The 23,352-nt window shown below is 74.9% G+C and carries 21 protein-coding genes; 8 read left to right on the plus strand and 13 right to left on the minus strand.

All coding sequences use genetic code 11. The annotated features are described in order from the left end of the window. Positions 1–150: 150 nt before the first annotated feature. Positions 151–693 (minus strand): bacterial proteasome activator family protein, encoded by a 543-nt coding sequence (locus ACJTNH_RS01545; RefSeq protein ID WP_458172479.1) that lies wholly within the window; start codon positions 691–693, stop codon positions 151–153. Between the two features lie 94 nt (positions 694–787). Here ACJTNH_RS01545 and ACJTNH_RS01550 point away from each other — a divergent pair, with 94 nt between their 5' ends. Then, positions 788–2,005 carry a cysteine desulfurase-like protein gene (locus ACJTNH_RS01550; RefSeq protein ID WP_458172480.1) on the plus strand — a complete coding sequence of 406 codons (1,218 nt, stop codon included), beginning with the start codon at positions 788–790 and terminating at the stop codon, positions 2,003–2,005. Between the two features lie 128 nt (positions 2,006–2,133). On the opposite strand, the gene ACJTNH_RS01555 is transcribed toward ACJTNH_RS01550, so the two are convergent. The 3 genes from ACJTNH_RS01555 to ACJTNH_RS01565 all read right to left on the minus strand — a co-directional run bounded on the left by ACJTNH_RS01555 (position 2,134) and on the right by ACJTNH_RS01565 (position 5,370). Then, the gene (locus ACJTNH_RS01555) at positions 2,134–3,120 is read right to left on the minus strand and encodes an NAD(P)H-quinone oxidoreductase (protein WP_458172481.1); all 987 of its coding nucleotides are present in this window, start codon (positions 3,118–3,120) and stop codon (positions 2,134–2,136) included. Between the two features lie 89 nt (positions 3,121–3,209). Then, the gene (locus tag ACJTNH_RS01560) at positions 3,210–4,805 is read right to left on the minus strand and encodes a 4-coumarate--CoA ligase family protein (protein ID WP_458172482.1); all 1,596 of its coding nucleotides are present in this window, start codon (positions 4,803–4,805) and stop codon (positions 3,210–3,212) included. 139 nt (positions 4,806–4,944) lie between these two features. Beyond that, complete coding sequence (locus tag ACJTNH_RS01565) at positions 4,945–5,370, minus strand: PaaI family thioesterase (protein WP_458172483.1); 426 nt, start codon at positions 5,368–5,370, stop codon at positions 4,945–4,947. A gap of 50 nt (positions 5,371–5,420) precedes the next feature. Between ACJTNH_RS01565 and ACJTNH_RS01570 the strand changes: the two genes are divergently transcribed. After that, the gene (locus ACJTNH_RS01570) at positions 5,421–6,008 is read left to right on the plus strand and encodes a DinB family protein (RefSeq protein WP_458172484.1); all 588 of its coding nucleotides are present in this window, start codon (positions 5,421–5,423) and stop codon (positions 6,006–6,008) included. A gap of 34 nt (positions 6,009–6,042) precedes the next feature. Here ACJTNH_RS01570 and folP read toward each other — a convergent pair whose 3' ends face one another. Further along, on the minus strand, positions 6,043–6,903 hold the full coding sequence (folP, locus tag ACJTNH_RS01575; protein WP_458172486.1) for a dihydropteroate synthase: 861 nt from the start codon (positions 6,901–6,903) through the stop codon (positions 6,043–6,045). 48 nt (positions 6,904–6,951) lie between these two features. Between folP and glsA the strand changes: the two genes are divergently transcribed. Together glsA and ACJTNH_RS01585 are read left to right on the plus strand one after the other, a co-directional pair. Further along, positions 6,952–7,884 (plus strand): glutaminase A, encoded by a 933-nt coding sequence (glsA, locus tag ACJTNH_RS01580; RefSeq protein WP_458172488.1) that lies wholly within the window; start codon positions 6,952–6,954, stop codon positions 7,882–7,884. Positions 7,885–7,937: 53 nt separating this feature from the next. Beyond that, positions 7,938–8,483, plus strand: a complete 546-nt coding sequence (locus ACJTNH_RS01585) for a DinB family protein (protein WP_458172490.1) — start codon at positions 7,938–7,940, stop codon at positions 8,481–8,483. Positions 8,484–8,565: 82 nt separating this feature from the next. On the opposite strand, the gene ACJTNH_RS01590 is transcribed toward ACJTNH_RS01585, so the two are convergent. The 3 genes from ACJTNH_RS01590 to ACJTNH_RS01600 form a co-directional block, all read right to left on the minus strand. Further along, positions 8,566–9,516, minus strand: coding sequence for an acetamidase/formamidase family protein (locus tag ACJTNH_RS01590; protein WP_458172492.1), 951 nt, complete (start codon positions 9,514–9,516; stop codon positions 8,566–8,568). Positions 9,517–9,567: 51 nt separating this feature from the next. After that, a complete protein-coding gene (locus ACJTNH_RS01595; RefSeq protein WP_458172493.1) occupies positions 9,568–10,806 on the minus strand; it encodes a serine hydrolase domain-containing protein in 1,239 nt (412 codons plus the stop codon). Between the two features lie 118 nt (positions 10,807–10,924). Beyond that, positions 10,925–11,212, minus strand: a complete 288-nt coding sequence (locus ACJTNH_RS01600; protein ID WP_458172494.1) for an HU family DNA-binding protein — start codon at positions 11,210–11,212, stop codon at positions 10,925–10,927. Positions 11,213–11,571: 359 nt separating this feature from the next. Between ACJTNH_RS01600 and ACJTNH_RS01605 the strand changes: the two genes are divergently transcribed. Further along, entirely contained in the window at positions 11,572–12,495 is a 924-nt protein-coding gene (locus ACJTNH_RS01605; protein WP_458172496.1) for an aldo/keto reductase, read from the plus strand. A 67-nt stretch (positions 12,496–12,562) separates the two neighbouring features. Here the strand turns inward: ACJTNH_RS01605 and ACJTNH_RS01610 are convergent, their stop codons facing one another. Together ACJTNH_RS01610 and ACJTNH_RS01615 are read right to left on the minus strand one after the other, a co-directional pair. Beyond that, entirely contained in the window at positions 12,563–12,736 is a 174-nt protein-coding gene (locus ACJTNH_RS01610; RefSeq protein ID WP_458172497.1) for a DUF1059 domain-containing protein, read from the minus strand. Positions 12,737–12,795: 59 nt separating this feature from the next. Then, positions 12,796–13,890: an EAL domain-containing protein gene (locus tag ACJTNH_RS01615; protein WP_458172499.1), complete on the minus strand. Its 1,095-nt coding sequence runs from the start codon at positions 13,888–13,890 to the stop codon at positions 12,796–12,798. 179 nt (positions 13,891–14,069) lie between these two features. Between ACJTNH_RS01615 and ACJTNH_RS01620 the strand changes: the two genes are divergently transcribed. After that, a complete protein-coding gene (locus tag ACJTNH_RS01620) occupies positions 14,070–16,910 on the plus strand; it encodes a SpoIIE family protein phosphatase (protein WP_458172500.1) in 2,841 nt (946 codons plus the stop codon). Positions 16,911–16,913: 3 nt separating this feature from the next. Here ACJTNH_RS01620 and ACJTNH_RS01625 read toward each other — a convergent pair whose 3' ends face one another. The 3 genes from ACJTNH_RS01625 to ACJTNH_RS01635 all read right to left on the minus strand — a co-directional run bounded on the left by ACJTNH_RS01625 (position 16,914) and on the right by ACJTNH_RS01635 (position 20,435). Continuing rightward, positions 16,914–17,615 carry a trimeric intracellular cation channel family protein gene (locus ACJTNH_RS01625; RefSeq protein ID WP_458172501.1) on the minus strand — a complete coding sequence of 234 codons (702 nt, stop codon included), beginning with the start codon at positions 17,613–17,615 and terminating at the stop codon, positions 16,914–16,916. A 79-nt stretch (positions 17,616–17,694) separates the two neighbouring features. Next, entirely contained in the window at positions 17,695–19,740 is a 2,046-nt protein-coding gene (locus tag ACJTNH_RS01630) for an acyl-CoA dehydrogenase family protein (protein WP_458172502.1), read from the minus strand. Further along, positions 19,737–20,435, minus strand: a complete 699-nt coding sequence (locus ACJTNH_RS01635; RefSeq protein ID WP_458172503.1) for a TetR family transcriptional regulator — start codon at positions 20,433–20,435, stop codon at positions 19,737–19,739. The genes ACJTNH_RS01630 and ACJTNH_RS01635 overlap by 4 nt, the downstream gene beginning before the upstream one ends. A 113-nt stretch (positions 20,436–20,548) precedes the next feature. Between ACJTNH_RS01635 and ACJTNH_RS01640 the strand changes: the two genes are divergently transcribed. Next, complete coding sequence (locus ACJTNH_RS01640; RefSeq protein ID WP_458172504.1) at positions 20,549–21,832, plus strand: acetyl-CoA C-acetyltransferase; 1,284 nt, start codon at positions 20,549–20,551, stop codon at positions 21,830–21,832. Positions 21,833–21,995: 163 nt separating this feature from the next. Next, the gene (locus tag ACJTNH_RS01645) at positions 21,996–23,351 is read left to right on the plus strand and encodes a 3-oxoacyl-ACP reductase (protein WP_458172505.1); all 1,356 of its coding nucleotides are present in this window, start codon (positions 21,996–21,998) and stop codon (positions 23,349–23,351) included. Position 23,352 lies beyond the last annotated feature (1 nt).

Raw genomic sequence — 23,352 nt, forward strand, 5'->3', positions numbered from 1 at the left:
CGCAGAAGCCGCCGCCGTCGGCAGCCCCTCAGCAATTCCCGCCCAGAACACCCGCATGTTCGCCCGCGTCGCCACCATCGACAGCACCCCTCAGCTGGGGTGATGCGACGACCCCCTGACACCGGGTGACCTGATCACTGCTGCCGGCGCTCAGAGGTACTGGCCGCCGCCGTGGCGCTGCTCGGGAGCCGGGGCACCGCCGGGCAGGGCCTTACGGCGCATCTCCTCCAGCTGGGCCCGGGCGGCCATCTGCTGGGCGAACAGCGCGGTCTGGATGCCGTGGAAGACGCCCTCCAGCCAGCCCACCAGCTGGGCCTGGGCGATCCGCAGCTCGGCGTCGGAGGGCGTCTCGCCCTCGGTGAACGGCAGGGTGATCCGGGCCAGCTCCTCGCGCAGCTCGGGGGCGAGGCCCTGCTCGAGCTCGCGGATCGAGGAGGCGTGGATGTCGCGCAGCCGGTTGCGGCTGGCGTCGTCCAGGGGCGCCGCCCGCACCTCCTCGAGCAGCTGCTTGATCATCGTGCCGATCCGCATGACCTTGGCCGGCTGCTCGACCAGGTCGCCGACCCCGGCCATCGCCCCGTCGTCGCCGTCCACCCCGTCCTGCGGCATCGGCACGGCCCCGACCGGCTGACCGTCGGGTCCGACGACGAGGACCTGCTGCGGACGCGGCTCACCGGTGCCTGGTGCTGTCATGCCCTCCATCCTGCCTCGCGCCGGGCACGAGCCGCCGAGCGCCCGGTACCCCGCTGACCGGCCGGGCCGCAGCCGGACGAACTAGGCTCCCGGCATGTCGTCGGGCGGGGGCCAGCTGGACGTGGCCCGGGTCCGGGGGCTCTTCCCCGGGTTGTCCGACGGGCTGCTGCACGCCGACGGCCCCAGCGGTGCGCTGGTCCCGGAGAGCGTCATCAGGGCCGTCTCCCAGGCCATGCGGGTGCCGATCGCCGACCGCGGTGGGGTCTTCGCCGCCTCCGCGCGGGCCGAGGCGCTGGTGTCCGGGGCCCGGTCCGCGGTGGCCGACCTCGTCGGGGGCACGCCGTCGGGCGTCGTCCTGGGGCCGAACATGACGACGCTGACCTACACGCTCGCCCGCGCGCTGGCCAAGCACTGGCGGGCCGGCGACGAGATCGTGCTCAGCCGGCTCGACCACGACGCGAACATCCGCCCGTGGCTGCAGGTGGCCGCCGAGGTGGGCATGGTGGTGCGCTGGGCGGAGGTGGACATCGAGACCGGCGAGCTGCCCGACTGGCAGTACGACGAGCTGGTCACCAGCCGCACCCGGCTGGTCGCCGTCACCGCCGCCAGCAACGCCATCGGCACCCGCCCGGACGTCCCGGCGATCGCGGTCCGGGCACACCGGGTGGGGGCGCTGGTGTACGTCGACGGCACGCACGCCGCGCCGCACGTGCTGCTGGACGCCGACGAGCTGGGCGCGGACTTCCTGGCGCTGTCGGCCTACAAGTGGTGCGGCCCGCACGTCGGCGCGGTCGTCGCCCACCCCGGCCTGCTGGGAGAGCTGCACCCGGACAAGCTCGCCCCGGCCCCCGACCGGGTGCCCGACCGGTTCGAGGTGGGGTCGCCGGCCTTCGAGCTGTACGCCGGGGTGGCCGCCTCGGTCGACCACCTGGCCGCGCTGTGCCCGGACGCCGGCGGCACGCGGCGGCAGCGGCTGGTCACCTCGATGGCGGCCGTGGACCGCTACGAGGCCGGGGTGTTCGGCTGGCTGGACGACGCGCTGCGGTCGATGGCGCACGTGCAGGTGCTCGGCTCACCCCTGCAGCGCACGCCGACCCTGTCGTTCACCGTCTCCCGGATGCGCCCCCGGCAGGTGGTCAGCGAGCTGGCCCGGCGCGGCGTCTGCGCCTGGGACGGCGACTTCTACTCCCGGGAGCTGTTCGACGCGATCGGGGTCAACGAGACCGGCGGGGCGGTGCGGCTGGGGCTGATGCACTACAACACCCCGGAGGAGGTCGGTCACCTGATCGACCACGTCTCCGCCCTCCGCTGAAGGAAGGACCCCGGTCCCCTCATCACTCGCAGGCTGGTGACGAGCCTCCGACCGGGGCCGGACTCGCGAACTCGCCGCGGGGCCCTGCGAGCAGGCCGAGGTTCGAGTCGGCGTCCGGGGCCGGGTGCTCAGGGGACGAGCAGGACCTTGCCGATGGCGCCGCTGGACTCCAGGAGGGCGTGGGCCTCGGCGGCGCGGGACATCGGCAGGCGACGGTCCACGATCGGGCGGATGACGCCGCGCTCGACGTCGGGCCAGACGTCGTGCCGGACGGCGGTGACGATCTCGGCCTTGCCGCCGGGGCCGGTCGCCGGGCGGGAGCGCAGGGTGGTGGCGGCCACCGAGGCCCGCTTGCGCATCAGCTTGCCGAGGTCGAGCTCGGCCTTGGTGCCGCCCTGCATGCCGATGCCGACCAGCCGGCCGCCGGTGGCCAGCACGTCGACGTTCCGGGCCAGGTACTTGGCCCCGATGATGTCCAGGACGACGTCCGCGCCGTGCCCGCCGGTGGCCTCGCGCACCACCTCGACGAAGTCCTGCTCCCGGTAGTCGACCAGCACCTCCGCGCCCAGCTCGCGGCAGAACGCCAGCTTCTCCGGGCTGCCGGCGGTGACCGCCACTCGTGCCCCGGCCCGCACGGCGAGCTGGACGGCCATGGTGCCGATGCCGCTGCCGCCGCCGTGCACCAGGAACACCTCGCCGGTGCGCAGCCCGGCGAGCATGAACACGTTCGACCACACCGTGCAGACGACCTCCGGCAGCGCCGCCGCGGTGGTCAGCTCGACGCCGGCAGGGCGGGGGAGCAGTTGACCGGCAGGGACGGCGACCCGCTCGGCGTACCCGCCGCCGGACAGCAGCGCGCAGACCTCGTCGCCCACCGACCAGCCGGTGACACCCTCGCCGACCTCGCTGATCACGCCGCTGCACTCCAGGCCGAGCACCTCGCTGGCGCCGGGCGGGGGCGGGTAGTGCCCCTGCCGCTGCAGCAGGTCGGCCCGGTTCACCGCAGCCGCGGCGACGTCGACCAGCACCTCGCCGGGCCCGCAGACCGGGTCGGACACCTCACCCCAGCCGAGCACCTCGGGGCCACCGGGGGAGGAGATCGTCACCGCACGCATGCCCCGACCCTAGGAGGACGCAGGTCGACCCGCCCCTGGACGACCAGGGGCGCCGGTGGCGGCACCCCTGGTCGTCCCGAGGTCGCGAGTCAGCGGGCCTTGAGGTCCTTGCGCAGGATCTTGCCGGCCATCGACTTGGGCACCTGGTCGATGAACTCGACCAGCCGGATCTTCTTGTGCGGGGCGACGTGCTCGGCCATGTAGGCCTTGATCTCGTCCTCGGTGATCTCCGATCCCGGCGCCCGGACGACGAAGGCCTTGGGCAGCTCCTCGCCGCTCTCCTTGTCCAGCACCCCGATCACCGCGGCGTCGGCGATCTGCGGGTTGTTCAGCAGCACGGCCTCCAGTTCGGCCGGGGCGACCTGGTAGCCCTTGTACTTGATCAGCTCCTTGACCCGGTCGACCACGGTGTAGCGGCCCTCGTCGTCGACGATCGCCACGTCGCCGGTGTGCAGCCAGCCGTCGGCGTCCAGGGTCTCGGCGGTGGCCTGCGGGTTGTTCAGGTAGCCCTTCATCACCTGCGGCCCGCGCACCCACAGCTCGCCGCGCTCGCCGGGGGCGGCGTCCTCCCCGGTGGCCGGGTCGACGAGCCGGCACTCGGTGTTGGGCAGCGCGTACCCGACCGTGCCCTTGGGGGTGGGGCCGGCGCCGGCCGGCTCCAGGCCCACCTCGGGGGTGGTGTGCGAGACCGGCGAGAGCTCGGTCATGCCGTAGCCCTGCCCGACGCTGACCCCCTCGCTCGCGCCCTTGCGCAGCCTGTCCTGCGCGGCCTGGGCCAGCGACTCGTCCAGCGGCGCGGCGCCGGAGGTGATGCTGCGCAGCGAGGAGAGGTCGAACTGGTCGACCAGCGGGTGCTTGGCCAGCGCCAGCACGATCGGCGGGGCGACGAACGCCCGGGTGATCTTCTGGTCCTGGATGACCCGGAGGAACTGCTCCAGGTCGAAGCGGGGGAGGGTGACGACGGCGCCGCCCCACTGCAGGCCCTGGTTCATCAGCACGGTCAGGCCGTAGATGTGGAAGAACGGCAGCACCGCGATGATCCGCTCGTTGCCCTCGTCGACCCCGGCCAGCGGGCGCGACTGGGTCACGTTGGCCACCAGGTTGCGGTGGGTCAGCATGACGCCCTTGGGCAGCCCGGTGGTGCCGCTGGAGTAGGGGAGCGTGATCAGGTCGTCGGCCGGGTCGATGTCGACCTGCACGGCGGGGGCGTCGGCGGTGATCAGGTCGCGCAGCGAGGCGTGGCCCTCGGCGCCGTCCATCACGATGACCTCGTCGACCGGCGACTTCTCCACCGCGGCCAGCGCGCGGTCCAGGAACGGGGAGACGGTGACCAGCACCTTGGCGCCGGAGTCCTTCAGCTGGAAGGCGATCTCCTCCGGCGTGTACAGCGCGTTGACCGGGCTGATCACGCAGCCGGCCGCGGCGGTGCCGTGGAAGACCACCGGGTACCAGATCGTGTTCGGGCTGAAGACGGCGACGACGTCGCCCTTGCGCAGGCCGCGGGCGTGCAGCGCGGCGGCCACGCGCTCGACGTAGTAGGCGAGCTCACCGTGGGTGATCGTCTCGCCGGAGAGGCCGTCGATCAGGGCAGGGCGGTCGGCGCGTTCGCCGGCGCCCGCCAGCACGAACTGCGGGACGGACAGCTCCGGGATCTCGACATCGGGATAGCGGCTGGCCAGCGGCACGGGGTCCTCCTCGACTCAGGTGCGGTGACGCCAGTCTCACACCCGGCGTGTCGTGCGCCACAGCCGGGCTACCCGTCGGTAGCCCGGGAGGGTCACCACCGCTGGAGTCGAGAGGTCGTCACCGCCGGAGGCGAGAGGGTCACCGCGGCCAGAGGACGGACTGGGTGCAGCGGAACAGCGCCAGCGTCTTCCCGGTGGCCTCGGCGGTCACCACGGCGTCCCAGACCTGCGTCGTCCGGCCGGCGTGCACGTTGGTGGCGACCGCGGTGATGCGCCCCTCGCGGGCGGTGCCCAGGTGGTTGCTCTTCAGCTCGATGGTGGTGAAGCCGGTCGAGCCCTCGGGCAGCAGCGCCCGGGTGGGCAGACCGCAGCTGGTGTCGGCGAGGGTGACCACGGTGCCGGCGTGCAGGTAGCCGTTGGGCGCCAGCAGCTCGGGGCGCACGTCCAGGTGCGAGGTGAGCCGGCCCGGCTCGTGGGTGTCCACGACGATCCCGAGCAGCCCGGGGAGGGTGCCCGGCAGGATCGCGTTGAGCTCGTCGGCGGTGAGGAACCCGGTGGCGGCCATGCGGGTGAACGTAGCTCGCTCCTGTCGGAGGTCACGAGCATGCTGCCGGTGTGGACGAGCTGAAGGACGACCTCCGCATCTACCTGCAGCGCGCCAGGGACGCAGTGGTCTGGAAGCTGGACGGGGCGTCGGAGCACGACGTCCGGCGGCCGCTGACGCCCAGCGGCACCAACCTCCTGGGCGTGGTGAAGCACCTGGCGGCCGTCGACGCGGGCTACCTGGGCGAGGTCTTCGGCCGGCCCTTCCCCGAGCCGATGCCGTGGGCCGCGGAGGACGCCGAGCCGGAGGCGGACATGTGGGCCACTGCCGACGAGTCCCGGGCGGACCTGCTGGCGCTCTACCGCCGGGTGTGGGTCCACGGTGACGCGACGATCACCGAGCTGGACCTCACCGCCACCGGCACGGTGCCCTGGTGGCCGGAGGAGCGGCGGCACCCGACGCTCCACCGGGTGCTCGTGCACCTGGTGGCGGAGACCCAGCGGCACGCGGGGCAGGCCGACGTCGTCCGCGAGCTGGTCGACGGCGCGGTGGGGCTGCTGCCGACGGTCCCGAACCTCCGGACCGACGACCTCGGCGGGCGGGCCGCCCACCGTGCCCGTGTCCAGGCCGCCGCGGACACGTTCGCCGGTCGGTCGTAGCCGGCCCCGGCTCGGCGGTCCCGGCCGCGGTCGGTCAGGCCAGGCCGCGGGTGGTGCGGGCCGGTGGGCGGTCGCCGCGGATCGAGGCCACCATGTCCAGCGTCTGCCGGGTCGCCGCGACGTCGTGCGCGCGGAACACCCGGGCGCCCAGCCAGGCGCTCACCGCGGTGGCCGCCAGGGTGCCGGTCAGCCGGCCGTCGACCGGCACGTCGAGGGTCTCCCCGACGAAGTCCTTGTTCGACAGCGCCACCAGCACCGGCCAGCCGGTGGCGACCAGCTCGTCCAGCCGCCGGGTCGCCTCCAGCGAGTGCCGGGTGTTCTTGCCGAAGTCGTGCCCGGGGTCGATCAGCACCCGCTCGCGGTCCACCCCGGCGGCCACCGCGGCGTCGGCCAGCGACGTCGTCCGCCGGACGACGTCGGCGACCACGTCGTCGTAGGTGACCCGGTGCGGCCGGGTCCGCGGCGGCAGCCCACCGGCGTGGGTGCAGACGATGCCCGCACCGGCCTCGGCGGCCACGTGGGCCAGCTGCGGGTCGACCCCGCCCCAGGCGTCGTTGACCACGTCGGCGCCGGCGGCCAGCGCCTCCCGGCCGACCTCGGCGCGGTACGTGTCGATGGAGATCGGCAGGCTCGGGTGCGCCGCCCGGATGGCCGCGACCAGGTCGACGGTGCGGCGGATCTCCTCGGCCGGGTCGACCTCCGCGCCCGGCGCGGCCTTCACCCCGCCGACGTCCACCATGTCCGCGCCCTCGGCCACCACCCGGTCCACCCGGGCCAGCGCGGCGTCCAGCTCGTAGGTGGAGCCGCGGTCGTAGAACGAGTCGGGGGTGCGGTTGACGATCGCCATCACGACCAGCCCGCCGTCCGGGACGTCCAGGGCACCGATGCGCAGCACGCGCCCACTCAACCAGCCCGCTCGGGCGCGCCGTGACACCGTGCGGAGGTGTCCACCACCCCCGCCGACCTGCCCGACGACCTCACCGAGGTCCTCGACCGGGTGGCCGCCGAGGCGCGGCCGCTCGCCGAGGACGACGAGGTCGCCCAGCCCGGGGAGGGGCCGGAGCGGTTCGCCCTGGCGCTGTGCGAGCTCGACGGCACCGAGCACGTCGCCGGGGACGCCGACGTCGGCTTCCCCGTGCAGAGCGTGGTCAAGGTGTTCACGCTGACCACCGCGCTCCGCCTGGTCGGCGAGGACCTCTTCCAGCGGGTCGGCCGGGAGCCCTCGGGCGACCCCTTCGACTCCCTGGTCCAGCTCGAGCGCGAGCACGGGGTGCCCCGCAACCCCTTCATCAACGCCGGCGCGGTCGTCGTGTGCGACGTGCTGGTGGAGGCCATGGGGTCACCCGGTGCGGCGGTCGAGGCGGTCACCGACCTGCTGTCCGACCTGGTCGGCGAGCGGCTCGAGCCCGACGCCGAGGTGCTCGCCGAGGAGCGCGCCAGCGCCGCCATGAACACGGCCATGGGCCACCTGATGAGCTCCTTCGACAACTTCACCCACCCGGTGGACGAGGTGGTCGACGCCTACGCGCAGCTGTGCGCGCTGACCGTGACCACCCGGCAGCTCGCCCGCGCCGCACGCTTCCTGGCGCACGACGGGGTGGACCCACGCACCGGCCGGCGGGTGCTCACCGAGCCCCTGGCCCGGCGGGTCAGCGCGGTGATGCTCACCTGCGGCACCTACGACGCGGCCGGGCAGTTCGCCTACGACGTGGGCTTCCCGTGCAAGAGCGGGGTGGCCGGCGCGGTGATGGGCGACGTGCCGAACCGGTTCGGGGTCTGTGCCTGGTCGCCCCCGCTGGACCGCGCCGGCAACTCCCGGGCCGGCCGCGCCGCGCTGCACCTGCTCAGCGAGCGGCTGGGGCTGTCCCTGCTGTGAGGCGGGCGCCGACGCGCGCCCCGGGGGCCGGTCAGCCGCCATGATCTGCGGTCATGGACGACTTCGTGGACACGCCGGTGCGCATCGACCCGCCGTACCTGGACGGTGAGCGGGCCGCCGTCCAGGCCTGGTTGGAGTACCACCGGGCGACGCTGCTGACCAAGTGCGCGGGGCTGGGACCCGACCAGCTGGGGGAGCGGTCCGTGCCGCCGTCGTCGATGAGCCTGCGCGGGCTGGTGCGGCACATGACCGAGGTGGAGCAGGGCTGGTTCCGGCACGTGCTCGACGGCGAGGACCTCCCGGACGTGTACTGCTCGCCCGACGACCCGGACGGCGACTTCGACGGGGTGGGCCGGGACGCGGGCGGGCCGGAGGTCGTGGCCGGGGAGTTCGCCAGGTTCGCCGAGGAGTGCGAGCGCAGCCGGGCGATCGCCGACGGGTTCGGGTCGCTGGACGACCTGAGCCGGGGCCGCACCAGCCGCAGCCGCGAGCAGGTCTCACTGCGCTGGGTGTACCTGCACATGATCGAGGAGTACGCCCGGCACAACGGCCACGCCGACCTGCTCCGCGAGCGCATCGACGGCACCGCCGGCGAGTGAGGAAGGACCCCGTCGCCCCCCACCACTCGCCGGCTCGCGGCGGGCCCCTGCGACGGGGCCGACCCGCTGAGGCCCAGGGGCCTCAGCGGAGCGCGCCCCAGGGGAGGACGGCGTGCACGCCGACCACCTGGTTGACGACCTGGGTGACCCGCAGGTCGACCACCACGCTGGCCAGGGCGAGGGCGTCGGAGCGGCCGATGCCGTGCAGCGCGGCCATCACGTCGAGCATCGCGTCCAGCGCGATCGCCATCGCCTCGTCCAGGTCGTCGGCGACGCCCATCGTGACCCAGCCGGCGGGGGTCCGGGCGACCGGTGTGGTGACGGGGGCGCCGAAGAGGTCGGGCAGCACGTCCAGGGTCAGGTCGACGGCGTCCATCGGGCACTCGATCGCCGTCCCGCCGACCTCTCCGTCGCCCTGCGCGGCGTGCCCGTCGCCCACCGACAGCAGCCCGCCGGGCACCGTCACCGGCAGGTACAGCGTCGACCCGGCGACCAGCTCGCGGCAGTCGATGTTCCCGCCGTGCCAGTACGGCGGGATGGTCGAGTGCGCACCCGGCTCGGCCGGCGGCACCCCCATGACCCCGAGGAACGGCCGCAGCGCGACCGACTGCCCGGCCTGGTTGCGGCCGATCCCCGCGACCGGGTCGAGGCGCCAGCTGTGCACCACCGGCTCCGCGGTCACCCCCAGCCGCTCGTTGAGCGGCGTCGAGCGCAGGCCGACGTACGTCGTCCCGAACGCCGCCGGGACGACGTCGTCGATGCGCACGCTGAGCACCTGACCGGGCTGCGCGCCGGCGACCGCGACCGGGCCGGTGAGCGCGTGCCCGTAGGCGGGGTCGTGCACCGGGTGCCGCGGGCGGCCGACCATGTCCAGGCCGTGCTCGTCGGTGTGCGCGCCGGTCCACCAGCCGGAGTCCAGGGTGCCGATGCGCACCGTCGTCCCCGGCTCGACGGTCAGCGCCGGCGGGAGCGAGCGGTCCCAGTGCCCGTGCAGGGTGCGCTCGTCGGGCAGCAGGACGTGGCTGGGCTCCATGTCCTCATCCTCGCTGGCGGGGCCGAAGTCGCGACTTCGGCCCCTCCATGGTCAGACCAGGGCCTGCTGGACCAGGGGGCGGAGGTGGTTGCGCACCGGCGTGGTGCTGGAGGGCAGCAGCTGGGTGTAGAAGGTGACCGTCAGGTCCTCGACCGGGTCGACGTAGAACTCCGTGGACGCCGCCCCGCCCCAGCCGTAGGTGCCCACACTGGCCACCCCGCCGTAGCGCACCGGGTCGAGCACCATCGAGAAGCCGAGCCCGAACCCGACGCCGCGCAGCGGGGTCTCGGCGTACAGCGGCCGGCCGGCGGTCTCCAGGTCCAGGCCGCCGGGCAGGTGGTTGCGCAGCATGTGCGCCAGCGTCCGCGGGCCCAGCACCCGCTCCCCGGACGGCGCCACCCCACCGGCCCGCAGCATCTCGACGAACCGCAGGTAGTCACCGGCGGTGGAGACCAGCCCGGCGCCGCCGGCGAGGAAGGTGGGCTTGCGGTGCGCGGCCTGCGCGAACGGGGCCGGCAGCAGGGTCACGCCGGGGCCGTAGAGCTGGGCGAGGGAGTCGACGTCGTCCTCGGGGCGCAGCCCGAACGACGTCTCGGTCATGCCCAGGGGCCCGAACACCCGCTCGGCGAACACCTCGTCCAGCGGCTTGCCGGCGATCACCTCGACCAGCCGGCCCAGGACGTCGGTGGACACCCCGTAGTTCCACTCGGTGCCGGGCTGGAACAGCAACGGCAGCTCGGCGAACTGGCCCACCACCTCGGCGGAGTCCGCGCCCGGCGGGGTGCCCCACTCGTGGCCGCGCAGCCGGTAGGCGCCGTCGACCGGGTGGGCGTGGTGGAAGCCGTAGGTCAGCCCGGAGGTGTGGGTGAGCAGGTGCCAGACCCGGATCGGCTCCATCAGCGGCACGGTGACCGGCTTCTGCGCCGGGCCGGCGGCCCAGACCCGGGTCTCGGCGAACTCCGGCAGCCAGCGGCTGATCGGGTCGGTGAGCTCGAAGGCGCCCTCCTCGTACAGCGACATCGCCGCGACGGAGGTGACCGGCTTGGTCATCGAGTAGATGCGCCAGCGGGTGTCGGCGGTGACCGGGCGGCCGGCCTCGACGTCGCGCTGCCCGCCCATGCCGACGTGCACCAGCCGGCCGTGCCGGGCGACGGTGACCAGGAAGCCGGGCAGCTGGCCCTCGTCGACGTACCGGGCCAGGCGGCGGTCCAACCGCTGCAGGCGGCCGGCGTCCAGCCCGACCTCGGCCGGGTCGGTGGTGATCGACAGGTCTGTCTGCACTGCGGTCACGGGTCCTCCTCGCCGGCTCGTTCGACGATGAACGACGCCCCCGCCGCGCATCCTGGCACGGGGTGCCAGGAGCGCGACGGGGGCGCCGGAGGGTGCGGCCCCGGGACGGGGCCCCGCGTCAGTCGACGGGGACGGCGGCAGCAGCCTTCTTCAGGTTGGAGCCGGCGGTCACCTTGGCGGTGTGCGCAGCGGCGATCTCGATCGACTCACCGGTCTGCGGGTTGCGCCCGGTGCGGGCGGAACGCTGCGAGCGCTCGACGGTCAGCAGGCCGGGGACGGCCACCTTCTCGCCGCGGGTGATGGCCTCGACGAGCTCCTCCTGGAGGCCGTTGAGCACCGAGTCGACGGTCGACGAGGGGACGTCGGCGCGCTTGGCGATGGCGGAGACGAGTTCAGCCTTGTTCATGGTGTTCCTCTCACGGTGTGATCAGCAGCCTGCCCCGGTGCGGGGCGGGCGCAGTCTGGTGTCGCGTCCGGCTGGCCGGTCGCGTCCCCCGGCCGACCTGGCGGACATCCGGGGCCTCCACCGTGCCGACTCGCCGCGGACGAACAGCGCGGCGGGGGCCCGGTGGGCGGATCTGGCCGACCCCGTCGTCGACCAGCAACGGCGGGCACGTTGCCATGCCGACCTGGGTGTTGGCGAGCCGTACCCCCGGATTTCCGGGGTTTTCCTGCTCGTTGGTCACAAGCGTCACGGATTCCGGCCCCGCCGGCACCCCGGCGCCCGCCGCGCGACGTCCCGGGAGCCCGCCTAGCGTGGAGCCCATGCCTCAGCTCCCCGGGACCGACCTGACCGTCAGCGACCTCTGCCTGGGCGGCAACGTGTTCGGGTGGACGGCCGACGAGCCGACGTCCTTCGCCCTGCTCGACCGCTTCCTCGACGCCGTCCCCAGCACCCAGTCGCCGTTCGTCGACACCGCCGAGATGTACGGCAACGGCGTCTCCGAGACGATCCTCGGCAACTGGATGGCCGAGCGCGGCGTGCGCGACCGGATGGTCGTGGCCACCAAGGCCTCGCCCGGGGAGAAGGAGCACCCGCTGTCGGCCCCGGAGATCCGGGCGGCCGCGGAGCGGTCGCTGCGCAACCTCCAGGTCGACACCATCGACCTCTACTACGCGCACTACGACGACGAGACGACGCCGCTGGAGGAGACGCTCACCGCCTTCGACGAGCTGGTGCAGGCCGGCAAGGTCCGCTACGCCGCGGCGTCGAACTACTCGGCGAAGCGGCTGACCGAGGCGCTGGACACCGCCCAGCAGCTCGGGGTCACCGGGTACGTGGCGCTGCAGCCGCACTACAACCTGATGGAGCGCGAGGTCTACGAGGCCGAGCTGGCCGCGGTGGTGACCGAGCGCGGGCTGGGCTCGATGCCCTACTTCGGGCTGGCGCGCGGCTTCCTGACCGGCAAGTACCGGGCCGGGGAGACGATCGACTCGCCGCGGGCCGAGGGCGCGGCGAAGTACGTGGGGGAGAAGGGTGACCGGGTGCTGTCGGCGCTGGCCGAGGTCGCCGAGGAGCACGGCGTGACCGGGCCGGCCGTGGCGCTGCGCTGGCTGGCCGACCAGCCCGCGGTCACCGCGCCGATCGCCAGTGGCCGCTCGGTCGAGCAGCTGGCCGACCTGCTGCCGATGCTCGACCTGGTGCTCACCGACGAGCAGCGCCGGCGCCTCACCGACGCCAGCGCCTGAGCCGGGCGGGCCGCCGGCAGGCGGCCCACCCGGCTCCGCGCCGCCGCCGGGGCAGCGCGGCCCTCCCTCAGGCCGTGACGATGTGCGCGCGCACCTGGGCCACGAGCTCGGGCGGCACGCTGCCCAGCCCGTGGTCGGCGGCGGCGTGGGCGGCGACCTGGGTCAGGACGGCGTCCTCGTCGGGGCCGGTGAACGTGCTGGTGCAGCCGGGGACGACGTCCCCGCAGGCGAAGGTCTTCATGGCGGCTCCTGTGCTCGGTGGTCGGGGTGGCCGGGCCGCGGGTCGGGGCGGCCCGGTGGTCAGCGGCCGGCGGCCGCGGCCGAGGCGAGGTCCTCGACCCGCAGCAGACCGACGACGGTCCCGGTGCGGTCGGTGCACAGCACCGGGTCGAAGCGGTGCACCGGCGGGCGGGTGAGGGCGCGCTGCAGCGTCTCGGTCACGCCGGCCGACGGCGGGACCCGCAGCGACACCGGCGCCCGGTAGGCCGCGCCGGTGCGCGGGTCGGCGAGCACCAGCTCGACCGGCACCTCGGCGTCGTCCAGCACGACGTAGGGCGGCGGGGCGCCGTCGTCGTCCCCGGCGCCGTGCTGCCGGAGCGGCCTGAGCAGGCTGGCCACCGACTCCGACAGCTGGGCGCGGGCGACCTGGGTGCGCACCAGCTGGGCGGCCTCGGCCGACAGCGGCGCGAAGTGCGGTGCGGGGCGGCCGAGCAGCCAGCCCTGGGCCAGCGGGACGCCGAGCCGGGCGAAGGCCGCCAGCTCGCCGGGGGTCTCGATGCCCTCGGCCAGCAACCAGGCGTCGATCCGGCTGGCGAAGGCGCCGACCATCTCGGCCAGCGCCGTCTTCACCGGGTCGGTGTCGGCGCCGCTGACCAGCGCGCGGTCGAGCTTGACCAGCTGCGGGCGGACCTCGGCCAGCTGCTGCAGCCCGGCGTAGCCGGAGCCGGCGTCGTCGATGGCGATCAGCGCACCGCGGCCGCGGAGCGCGGCGGTCTGCGCGCGGAGCCGGGTCAGGTCGGGGGTGGGCATGTGCTCGGTCAGCTCGACCACGACCCGGCGCAACGTCGCCGGCTCGGCCAGGGCGGCGGCGACCGGAGCCGAGCCCAGCAGGTGCGGGCTGACGTTGACGGTGAGGAAGGTGTTCGGCGGGAGGTCGGGCAACGAGGCGAGGGCCTTGCGCAGGGCCAGGCCCTCCAGCTCGGCGCCCAGACCGGCCTCGTGGGCGGCGGCGAACCACACGTCCGGCGTGGCCGTCCCTGGGAAGCGGGCGAGGGCCTCGTAGCCGGCCACCGAGGCGGAGGCCAGGTCGACGATCGGCTGGAAGACGATCGTCAGGTCATCGGCGCCGGACAGCAGCGGCCGGCAGTCCCAGCGGTCCGAGAGGGTCGACGTCACCTCCTCCAGATCGGTCGGCCGCGGCCGGTCCTTGAGGGCCCGCCGCCCGGTCGGGTGGCCACCGCTCGTCCGGCGGTCCCGCGGGACGCGGCGTCGGCGTGCCAGCATGGTGCCGCCCGCCGCGTGGTGGGCGGCCGGCCCGGGGCGGTCGGTGCGGTGGACGGGGGAGGTCGACCAGCGTGCTTCCAGCGAGCGCGGCGACCGGTGCCGACCCGCTGACCGACCCGCAGCGGGTCGCCGCTGCGCGCCGGCTGCTGGAGGAGGCCTCCGCCGGCGCGCCGTTCGACCGGCTCTCCGGTCTGGCCGCGCGGCTGGTCGGCGCCGGCCAGGCGAAGGTCACGATCTTCACCGACCGGGACGTCGTCATCGGCGGGCACGGCCTGCCCGAGGGCACGGTCGGTGGGCCGGCCCTGCTGACCGGCTCGCTGTCGGCGATCACGGTCCGCCTCGGTCTGCCGCTCAACGTCCCGGTCGCCGCCGCGGACGAGCGGGTGGCCCACCTGCCGGCGGTGACCTCCGGGCAGGTGCAGGCGTACCTGGGCGCCCCGCTGACCGCGGCGTCCGGGCAGGTCGTGGGCGTGCTGGCGGTCTACGACGACCAGCCGCGCAGCTGGTCCGACGACGACGCCCAGCTGGTCGCGCAGCTGGCGGCCTCGGTCGTCGCCGAGCTGGAGCTCGCCGCCGCGCAGTCCGCCGTCGGCGCCTCGACCGCCCGGCTGGAGGTTGCGCTGGAGGCCGGGGCGGTGGGCATCTGGGAGCACGACCTGCGCACCGGCTCGGTGCACTGGGACGAGCGCAACGCGGCGATCTTCGGGCTGCCCGGGCCGCAGGTGCTCGACGGTGCCGACGAGCTCGCGGCCCGCATCCACCCCGACGACCGTCTCCCCGCCAGGACGGCGATGGAGGCCGCGCTGCGCGGGGACGCCGGTGAGTTCGTCGTGGAGATGCGCGCGCTGCGGGCCGACGGCGCGGTGCGCTGGACCGTCTCCCGGGGCCGGGTGCTCCGGGACCAGCGGGGCGAGCCGGTGCGCGTCCTGGGGACGACGGTGGACGTGACCGGTGCGCGTGAGGAGGCGCAGCGGCGGCTGGCCGCCGTGCAGCGGGCCGCGGCGATCAGCGGGGTGGCCGCGGAGCTGGCCAACGCGACCCGGACGTCCGAGCTCGCCGAGCTGGCGCTGCGGGGCTGCTCGGCCGTGCTGGGGGTCGACGCCGGTGCGCTGGCCGTCTTCGACCCCGACGGTGGCCCGTTGCGGCTGCACATGACCCGCCGGCTGGTCGACGCGGTCGAGTCCGGCGCCGACGTCGACCTGCCCAGCAGCGGGGTCGAGCTGCCCCTGGACGACGCGCTGCCCACCCAGTACGTGGCCCGGCACGGCGTCCCGGTGCTGCTCGCCGACCGGGACGCGGCGGTGGCCCGGTTCCCCCGGATGGCCGAGGTCGGCGACCTGGTGGGCGTGCGCGCGCTGGCCGCGCTGCCGCTGCGGGTGGAGGGCCGGGTGCTCGGCAGCTTCGTCGTCGTCTGGGCCGAGGACCACACGCTGGACGAGGACGACGCGTCGCTGCTGGAGGCCCTGACCGCCCAGATCGGGCTGACCGTCTCCCGCCTGCAGGCCGACGCCCAGCGCGACGCCGCCGTGGCCCAGATGGCCGCGGCCAACGCACGGCTCGAGCTGCTCGCCGAGGCCGGCCGGGTGCTGTCCGGGACGCTGGACATCACCGAGCAGCTGGGCCGGCTGGCCGAGCTGGTGGTGCCCGGGCTCGGCGACTGGTGCTGGGTCGTGGTCGCCGACGAGCACGGCCGGATGCGGGACGTGGCCTCCGCCCACCGGGACCCCGCCCGCGCCGCCGAGCTGGCCGAGTACGTGCGCGCCATGGTCGCCGGGATGACCGACGAGGCGGCGGCCCGCGGGGTGATCCGCAGCGGCCGGCCGATGGTCGTCACCGACCTGGACGCCGGGTACGTGCAACGCGCGCTGCCCGACGCCGGGGCCCAGGAGCTGCTCGCCCGGCTGGCCCCCGGGTCGGGGATCGTCGTCCCGCTGGTCGCCCGCGGTGTCACGCTCGGGGCCCTGGGCCTCTACGCCGGCGCCGAGCGCGGCCGGCACACCGACGCCGAGCTCGGCACGGCACTGGAACTGGGCCGCCGGGCCGGGGTCGCGCTGCAGCAGGCGCAGCTGTTCGGCCAGCAGCGCCAGCTCGCCGAGACCCTGCAGCGCAGCATGCTCACCGCCCCACCGGCGCCGGACCACTGCGAGATCGCCGTCCGGTACGTGCCGGCGGCGGCGGGCGCGGAGGTCGGCGGCGACTGGTACGACGCGTTCGTGCAGCCCGACGGGGCGACGATGCTCGTGATCGGCGACGTGGTGGGCCACGACAGCCGCGCGGCGGCGGCGATGGGCCAGCTGCGCGGGCTGCTGCGCGGCATCGGCCACCACACCGGTGGCACCCCCGCCGAGGTGCTCACCGGCCTGGACCGGGCGAGCTTCGGCCTCGACCTGGACACCATGGCCACCGCGCTGGTCGCCCGGCTGGAGCAGGACGACCCGGAGCTCGCCCTCGCCGACACCCGGGTGCGCTGGTCGACGGCCGGGCACCCGCCGCCGGTGCTCATCGGCGGCGACGGCACGGTCACCCTGCTCGACGGCGACCACCCGGACCTGCTGCTCGGCGTCGAGCCCCGCCGCCCCCGGCACGACCGGGTCGCGGTCATCGAGCGCGGCGGCACGCTGCTGCTCTACACCGACGGCCTGGTGGAGCGCCGCGACCGCGACCTGGACGCCGGGATCGCCGAGCTGTGCCGGGTGCTGGACGGGCTCACCGAGCTGCCGCTGCAGCAGCTGTGCGACCGGTTGCTGGAGCGCATGTACCTCCCCGACACCGAGGACGACGTCGCCCTGCTCGCCGTCCGGGTGCACCCGCAGGACCGGCTGCGCCCACCGGAGGCCGGCCCGCAGCGGGTGCCCCCGGGCATCAGCCCGTCGCCGCCGGTGGTGCCCGGCGCGGGGACGGCGCGCGGCTGAGGGTCAGCCGCGGCGGCGACGGCGCGGGGTGCGGCGCACCAGCCGGCTGCGGGCCCGCTGCGGCAGGTCGACGGCGACCGGGGCCTCCCACCCACGCCAGACCGAGACCACCCGCAGCACCGCGACCAGCCCGATGACCAGCGCGGCGACCGGCAGTGGTGGCAGGCCCACCGGCCCGGCGAGCACGGTCAGCGCGGTGGCGCCGAGCAGGGCGGCGACGGCGTTGTAGGGGCCGGGCTGCACGATGTCGGCCCGCTGGGCGAGCAGCACGTCGCGGATGACCGCGCCGCCGACCCCGGTGAGGGTGCCGATGAACACCACCGAGGCGCTGGGCAGCCCGGCCAGCTCGGCCTTCTGCGCCCCGATCACGGTGAAGAAGCCCAGCGTCAGCGCGTCCAGCCCGACCAGCAGGCCGGTCAGCCGGGACAGCCACCCGGAGAAGAAGAACGTCACCATCGCGGTGACCGCCACGGTCGGCAGGTAGGCGGGGTTGGTGAGCGCGACCGGCGGCGGACCGGCCAGCAGCACGTCCCGGATCAGCCCCCCGCCCAGCCCGGTGCTGACCGCCAGCAGCAGCACCCCCGAGACGGCGAAGCCCTCCCGGGCGGCGAGCAGGCCACCGGTGAGCGCGCCGACGACCACCGCCGCGAGGTCGACCACGGCCGGCACCCGCAGCGTCTCCGCCGCAGCGGCCACGATCTCCACGACCGCACATCATCCGGCCCCGGCCCGTCCGCCGTCCCCTCCGGTGCGCGGCCGTGTCGGCCGACATGGCCGCCTCGGGTCACTGGGCGGGGGCCAGCTCCAGGTCGGTGGCGGTCTCGCCGGCCTGCGGCTCGGTGCCCCGCGCGCGCAGCGCGGCGTCGTGCGCGGCCATCGTCTCCTGGCGGCCGGGCTCCTCGGCCAGGATCGCGCAGTTCAGCCACGCCTCGGGGATCGCGAAGGCGTCGACCAGGGTGCGCATGTGCGGGCGCAGCTCGCCCAGCAGCTCGTTCACCGCGCCGGTGAGCGCCTTGGCCCGGGTGGGGCTGATCCGCGAGTGCTCCAGGTACCAGCCCTTGTCCGCCTCGATGGTGGTCAGCGCGAACAGGTCGCAGACCCGGGACAGCAGTGCCCGCGCCGCCGGGTCCGTCGTCCGCTCGATGCCGGCGACGAACGCCTCCAGCACGACCCGCTCCATGTGCGCCTCGGCGGCCTTGAGCGCGTGGTCCTGCACGTCGTTGAAGACGTCGAACTGCCGGCCGTCCCGGTGGGTGGCGGCGTTCTTGCGCAGCCGCTTGATCACGCCCGCCAGGACGTGCTCCTCCCGGTCCTCCAGCATCTTCAGCTGCCAGCCGCGGTCGGTGAACGGGACGTCGTCCTCCCGGCCGGGGACGGCGTCGACCAGTCGCTGGATCAGCGCGCGGGCCGCGGTGCGCTCGAGCACCGTCTCCCGCACCTGCTCGGCGACGAACGCGGCCTTGCCCCAGCCGTCGAGGGAGCCGAAGGCGTCCCGGTAGCCGGTGAGCAGGCCCTTGGCGACCAGCTGCATCAGCACCGTGTTGTCGCCCTCGAAGGTGGTGAAGACGTCGGTGTCGGCCTTCAGCCCGGGCAGCCGGTTCTCCTGCAGGTAGCCGGCGCCGCCGCACGCCTCGCGGCACAGCTGGATGGTCTGGGTGGCGTGCCAGGTCTGCAGTGCCTTGAGCCCGGCGGCCCGGGACTCCAGCTCGCGCTGCGCGGCCTCGTCGACGGTCTCGGCGCCGAGCACGTCGTGCATGGTGCCGAGCAGCTCCTCCTGGGCGAAGGAGAAGGCGTAGCTGCGCGCCAGGGCCGGCAGCAGCTTGCGCTGGTGCACCAGGTAGTCGTTGACGACGACCTCGCGCTCCTCGCCGGGGGCGGAGAACTGGCGGCGCACGTCGCCGTAGCGGACGGCGATCTCCAGGGCCACCTTCGTCGCCGACGACGCCGAGCCGCCGACGCTGACCCGCCCGCGCACCAGGGTGCCGAGCATGGTGAAGAAGCGCCGGGTCTCGTTCTCGATGGACGACGAGTAGGTGCCGTCGGGGGCCACCTGGCCGTACCGGTCGAGCAGCATCTCCCGCGGGACAGTGACGTGGTCGAAGCTCAGCCGGCCGTTGTCCACGCCGAGCAGCCCGGCCTTGGGGCCGTCGTCGCCGATGGTCACCCCGGGCAGCGGGTCGCCCTGGGCGTCGCGGATCGGCACCAGCCAGGCGTGCACCCCGTGCCGCTGCCCGCCGGTGACCAGTTGGGCGAAGACGACCGCCATCCGGCCGTCCTTCGCGGCGTTGCCGATGTAGTCCTTGCGGGCGGCCTCGTGCGGGGTGTGCAGGTCGAAGGTCTGCGTCGCCGGGTCGTAGGTTGCCGTGGTGCGCAGCTGCTGGACGTCGGAGCCGTGGCCGGTCTCGGTCATCGCGAAGCAGCCGGGCAGCTCGAAGCTCATGATCGCCGGCAGGAACTCGTCGTGGTGCCGCTGGGTGCCCAGCGCCTGCACAGCCCCGCCGAACAGCCCCCACTGCACGCCGGCCTTGACCATCAGCGAGAGGTCGGCCTGGGCGAGCATCTCGATGGAGACCACCGAGCCGCCGCTGTCGTCGGACCCGCCGTACGCCCGCGGGTAGCCGAGGCCGACGCTGCCGGTGGTGGCGAGCTCGGCGGCCAGCCGGGTCACCCGCTCACGCGCCTCGGCCATCGTCTCGCCGTGCACGGTGGCGTAGCGGGCGGTGCCGAGCTGCTCGCGCGCGTCGCGGCGCACGTGCGCCCAGCGGCCGTCGAGGACCTCGGTGAGCCGGGCCGGGTCGACCGGGGTGAGGGGGGTCGGGGTGCTGGTCACGCTTCCTCCATCGGACTCGCGGGGGTCTGGGTTGAGGGGCCGGGGGTCACGACGCCGCGCAACCCGGTCCAGGCCAGGTCGGTGAGGTGGGCCGCGAGCTGGGCGCGCGGCATGGGCCGGTCGGCGCGCAGCCACCAGTCGGCGGCGGCCCGCACCAGGCCGATGACGCCGTGGCCCCAGGGGGCGGCCGCCGAGGTGTCCTGGCCGGCGCGGGTGAGCGCGGCGCCGACCAGCGCGCCGACCTCGTCACCCACCAGGTCGGAGAGGTTGCTGATCGGGTCCCTGTCGTCGTCGGTGACCAGGCCGGCCGGGCGGTCGACCGCCGCGTGGCCGACGACGAACCGGTACACCTCCGGGTCGGCCTCGATGAACACCAGGTAGGTCTCCACGGCCGCGGTCACCATCTGCCGCGGGTGGTCGCTGCTGCCGATCGCCTCGCGCAGCTTGCGGGTCAGCTGCTCGGCGACCCGGGCGCACACGGCGACGTGCAGCTCGCTGCGGTCGGCGAAGTGCCGGTAGACGACGGTCTTGCTGGTGCCGGCCTCGGCGGCGATCTCGTCCATGCCCACGCCGGCGCCGTGCCTGCCGACCGCGGCGAGGGTGGCCGTGACCAGCTGCTCGCGCCGGGCGCGGCGGTGCTCGTCCCAGCGCGAGTCGCGCCGGTCCCGCGGTGCGGGGGCCGTCTCCGTGTTCACGCAACCGACGGTACCTGATACTCTTGGTATCGATTAGCCACTCCCGCAACGACTCCCCCTGAGGGGCCAAAGTCGCGACTTTGGCCCCTCAGGGGGTTCTTGGAGGCCCCCGCATGGCTGCACAGACCCGGAAGGCCGCGATCGTCGGCGGCAACCGCATCCCGTTCGCCCGGTCCAACGGCGCCTACGCCCGCGCCAGCAACCAGGACATGCTCACCGCCACCCTCGACGGGCTGGTCGCCCGCTTCGGGCTGCAGGGTCAGCAGGTGGGGGAGGTCGTCGCCGGCGCCGTCCTCAAGCACGCCCGTGACTTCAACCTGACGCGGGAGGCCGTGCTCGGCTCGCGGCTGTCGGCGGCCACCCCGGCCTACGACGTCCAGCAGGCGTGCGGCACCGGGCTCGAGGCGGCCGTGCTGGTCGCCAACAAGATCGCGCTGGGGCAGATCGAGTCCGGCATCGCCGGGGGCACCGACACCACCTCCGACGCCCCCGTCGCGCTGAACGAGGACCTGCGCCGGGTGCTCATGGAGCTCAACCGGGCGAAGACCGTGCAGCAGCGGCTCAAGGCGCTGGCCGGCCTGCGCCCGGGTCAGCTGGCCCCGGAGATCCCGCGCAACGCCGAGCCGCGCACCGGCCTGGCGATGGGCGACCACGCCGCGATCACCGCCCGGGAGTGGGAGATCGGCCGCGCGGAGCAGGACGAGCTGACCGTCCGCTCGCACCAGGCGCTCGCCGCCGCCTACGACCGCGGGTTCTTCGACGACCTGGTGACGCCGTTCCTGGGCCTGTCCCGCGACGCGAACCTGCGGCCGGACACCTCGGTCGAGAAGCTGGCGACGCTGAAGCCGGTGTTCGGGCAGGGTGAGGGCGCCACGATGACGGCGGGCAACTCGACCCCGCTCACCGACGGGGCGTCGGCCGTGCTGCTGGCCAGCGACGAGTGGGCCGCCGAGCGCGACCTGCCGGTGCTCGCCCACCTGGTCGACGCCCAGACCGCCGCGGTCGACTACGTGCACGGTGGCGAGGGCCTGCTGATGGCCCCCGCCTACGCCGTCCCGGTGCTGCTGGAGCGCAACGGCCTGACCCTGCAGGACTTCGACTTCTACGAGGTGCACGAGGCGTTCGCCTCGACCGTGCTCGCCACCCTGAAGGCGTGGGAGAGCCCGGCGTTCTGCAAGGAGAAGCTCGGCCTGGACGCTCCGCTGGGCTCGATCGACCGGTCGAAGCTCAACGTCAACGGCTCGTCGCTGGCCGCCGGGCACCCGTTCGCCGCCACCGGCGGCCGGATCGTGGCGACGCTGGCCAAGCTGCTGCACGAGGCCGGCCCGGGCAAGCGCGGCCTGATCTCGATCTGCGCCGCCGGCGGCCAGGGCGTCGTCGCGATCCTCGAGTCCTGAGGCCCCCGGCGGCTGCCCGCCCGGCCCGCCGTTCCCGGGTCGACCCGGGGACGGCGGGGTTGAGCCGCGCGCGCACCCGGCTCAACCCCGCCTCATCTGGGTCAACCCGCTCCAGTTCGGGGCCGCACGACCGAATCGCCCTCTCCGTTCGGAAGGAATCCACGTGAGCGACTGGTACCGCGACTTCGCCAACTCCGGCGTCGGCGCGACGATCACCAAGCAGCTCGGCCTGCCCCGCCCGGCGGTGCTGCGCCGGTACGAGCCCGGCCAGCCGCTGCTGCCCGGCCCCGCCGTCATCGGCTCGGCCGGCGAGGGCCGGCTGCGCGACGAGCTCACCCGGCTGCTCAAGGACGACGGCGTCACCGTCGTCTCCCCGGTCACCGTCGACGGCGGCACGGACGGCGAGCGGCTGGCCGCCGTCCTGCTGGACGCCACCGGGCTGACCGGGCCGGCCGACCTGGCCGCGGCGCACGACTTCCTGGCCCCGGCGGTCAAGCGGCTGGCGTCCGGCGGCCGGGTGCTGGTGCTCGCCGACCCGCCGGCCGGCGCCACCTCCCCGGCCCAGGCCGCGGCCCGGCAGGCGCTGGACGGACTGGTCCGTTCGCTGGCCAAGGAGCTGCGCGGCGGGTCGACGGCCAACCTGGTGCAGGTGCCCGCCGGTGCCGAGGCGTCGCTGGCCGGCCCGGTGCGCTTCTTCCTCTCCGGCCGCGCCGCCTACGTCGACGGCCAGGTGCTCACCGTGACCGCCGCGGACGTCCCGGCCGGCGAGGACCGCGACCGGCCGCTGACCGGCAAGGTCGCCGTGGTCACCGGTGCCGCGCGCGGCATCGGCGCCGCGATCGCGACGGTGCTGTCCCGGGACGGCGCGCACGTGGTCGCCGTCGACGTGCCGGCGGCGGGGGAGCAGCTGGCCCAGGTGGCCAACGAGATCGGCGGGACGGCGGTGGCGCTGGACATCACCGGTGCCGACGCCGGCACCCGGCTGGCGCAGCAGCTGATCGCCCGGCACGGCGGGGTGGACGTCGTCGTGCACAACGCCGGCATCACCCGGGACAAGCTGCTGGTCAACATGGACGCCGCCCGCTGGAACTCGGTGATGGCAGTGAACCTGCAGGCGCAGCTGGACATCACCCAGGCGCTGCTGGACACCGAGGGCGCGCTGAAGCCGGGCGCCCGGGTGGTCAGCGTCAGCTCCCAGTCGGGCATCGCCGGCAACCGCGGGCAGACCAACTACGCCGCGTCCAAGGCCGGGATCATCGGCATGGTGCGCGCCTGGGCGCCGCAGTTCGCCGAGCGCGGGGCGACGATCAACGCGGTCGCGCCGGGCTTCATCGTCACCGAGATGACCGCGAAGATGCCGCTGGGCACCCGCGAGGTCGGCTCCCGGCTGAACTCGCTGCAGCAGGGCGGGCTGCCGGTCGACGTCGCCGAGACGATCGCCTTCCTCGCCCAGCCCGGCAGCGCCGGGGTCAGCGGCCAGGTCGTGCGGGTCTGCGGCCAGTCGGTGCTGGGTGCCTGAG

The sequence above is a fragment of the Modestobacter lacusdianchii genome, assembly GCF_054177765.1.